At 43.6% G+C, this 2,963-nt stretch carries 1 protein-coding gene; it reads left to right on the top strand.

Annotation, left to right across the window (positions count from 1 at the left end):
• The coding region (locus CLV62_RS21385) for a toxin TcdB middle/N-terminal domain-containing protein (protein WP_317048099.1) at nucleotides 1-2,963 on the top strand (2,963 nt) is incomplete at both ends.

Here is a 2,963-nt window from a genome sequence, read left to right as displayed (position 1 = left end):
GAAATCGTCTCTTCCGACGAAGACGGCAAGATGACCGTATATCGTTCTACCATTGCACGTACCAATAAACTGAAATCCGTAAACAATCCATTAGGCGGCAGCTTTACCGTAGACTATGACCGATCGCAAGCCACCTACGATCACCCCGGAGGTAAATGGGTGATGAAATCCGTAGAAATCAATGACGGAATTTTAGACGACGGAGCCAATATGAAAACCATCTTTGAATACGCTGATGGAAAACAAGAACGTCACGAACGCGAATTCTTAGGCTTCGGTAAAGTAATCACCAAAAACATCGACACCGAATCCACAGATGCAGACAAAGTGTATCGTAAAGCCATACAGGAATACGATGTAAATTCGGTTTATACCGCAGGCAATCAAAAACGCTCGGTAGTAGAAGATGCCTCAGGTAATAAATTTACCGAAAGCGTAAACGAATACCACAGCTACAAAGTAACCGCTTCGGCAGATACATACAGCTTCGTTTCGGATAACTCAATCTGTTCAGACCGTGCCATAGCCTTTACCCCGATGAAATATGCCAAATCGGTAGTATACGAAGGACAGGCGGACGGTATGACAGCCAACGAAAGCTACTACGAATATTATTTGAACGGCTATTTCGGAGATCTTAAGAGTTATAAGTACAGCGATAAAGGAGCTTTGGGTAATACAGGAACAGGAGCATTCAATTACCAAACATTTGTTGAATATACCAACAACCTGAACAAGCATATTCTTGGTCTTCCAGTCAAAGTACAGGTGAAAGGTTCGGACGGTAAACTCTACCGCCAAACAGAAGCTGCATATGACCTTGCCTATGCCAATCACCTGACCAAAGTGACCCAGACTCTCGATGAAGGAGGCAATAAAGCAGAAATCGATATTGCGTATGACAAATACGGTAATATTACCCGAAAAACACTTCCGGCCAACAGCAAAGGACAGCGTATGTTCTATAAATACCTGTATGACCGTGACTACACTATGTATGTAGAACGTGTGGAAGACGCCTTCGGATATCGCAGCGAAATGGAAAACTACGATTACCGTTTCGGTATTCCGTTGACAACCCGTGATATGAACGGTTACACGCTTGAATCTACCATCGACCAGTTTGGACGTGTAGAAACAATCACTGGACCTAACGAGCAGGTATTGGGACTACCTTATACTATTAAGTTCGAATACCACCCGCAGATTGTAAAAGATGCAACAGGAATTAAATCGCCTGCCTATGCCGTAACAAAACATTACGATCCGCAGAACTCGACAGATGATCTGGAAACGGTAACATTCACAGACGGTTTCGGAAGAGCCATACAAGTCAAGAAAGACGGTGTCATTACCGAAACTACCAACGGAACCAATCCTGTGGATAAGAAAGTAATGATTGTCAGCGGACGTGCTAAGTTTGACCCGTTCGGACGTGTCAGGGAAGCATTCTATCCTGTATCTGAAAATATGGGAAGCAAAACAGTGTTCAATCCTGCATTCGATGCTGTGACACCGACCAAATCGGAATATGACATTATGGACAGGGCTATAAAAACAATACTGCCTGACAACAGTGAATCACTAATGGCTTATACCAAAGACAATAGTAGCCGTACACTGGTAACAACCGTTACGGATGCTATGGGAGGCAAACAATCGACATTTACCAATGGTTCGGGCTTAACTATTAAAACAGAGCAATTGTCAGGGCCTGACGGAACGATCACGACCCATTTCGAGTTCGACCCGATTAACCAATTGCTAAAAGCCATCGATAACGGGAACAATGAAACCGTATCGGCTTATGATATGGCAGGTCGTCGTACACAGGTCATACACCCTGCATCGGGAGTAACAAACTTCAAGTACGACAATGCAAGTAATCTGTTGAGTAAACAAACCGCTAATCTGGAAGAAGAAGGTAAGTTTATTAATTACGATTACGAGTATAACCGCTTGTTATCGGTTAACTATCCGAATCATCCTGAGAACAATGTGAAGTACAGTTACGGTAACAAAAATGCTTCACACAACCGTGTCGGACGACTCATGTTACAGGAAGATGCCACAGGAGCACAGGAGTTCTTCTACGGCAGATTAGGTGAAATGACGAAGGTCAAAAGAACGGTGATCATTCCTAATCAGGCGATCGCTTCCTACATTACCCAGTGGAAATACGACTCATGGAACCGTATCGAAGAAATGATCTATCCCGACGGTGAGAAGATAAGCTACAGCTACAATACCGCCGGATTGCTCGAAAGCATGAAAGGCGAAAAAGCCTATTCTTACAACTATGTCAACAAGCTGGGGTATGACAAGTTCGAGCAACGCATCTACATGAAATACTGCAACGGGGCAGAAACTAACTACAGCTACGACAACGAGCGTCGAAGATTGTCTAATCTGATGGTAATTTCGGGTAAAGATACCCGCAAGCATATTATGAACAATGCCTATTCTTATGACAAAGTAGATAACGTACTAAGTGTAATCAACACCGCACCAGCACCCGTAACAGGCATGGGAGGACAAATGAGCCATACCTATAACTATGACGGTTTATACCGTTTGCAAAGTGCAACGGGTACTTATCAGGGAACAGGAACTAAAACAGCTTCCTATACCCTTGATATGGCATATGACAATCTGCACAATATCACAAGCAAGAAACAGCATATGCAGCAACAGGGCATCCAGTTTGATGGTATCCTTAAAGCAGGTTACGATCTGTCTTATGCTTACAGCAGTGAAAAACCGCATCAGATTGCCAATCTTAAAGATGAGAATTACCGTACCGAAGGTGATGCCGCTAAGGACAAGCTAACCAAAGACCATGCCTATGAGTATGATGCAAATGGTAATCTGGTGTATGTAAATACAGCCAGAGAAAAACAGGACGGACAGGCGGAAGAAAAAGCCAACGAACGCAAACTGCTTTGGGACGAAGAAAACCGTTT

Origin of the sequence: Indolivaga alginatilytica (assembly GCF_003201355.1) — a bacterium.
In the GTDB taxonomy this organism is placed as follows: domain Bacteria; phylum Bacteroidota; class Bacteroidia; order Bacteroidales; family Dysgonomonadaceae; genus Dysgonomonas_A; species Dysgonomonas_A alginatilytica.
This window is presented reverse-complemented; position numbering and strand designations above follow the sequence as displayed.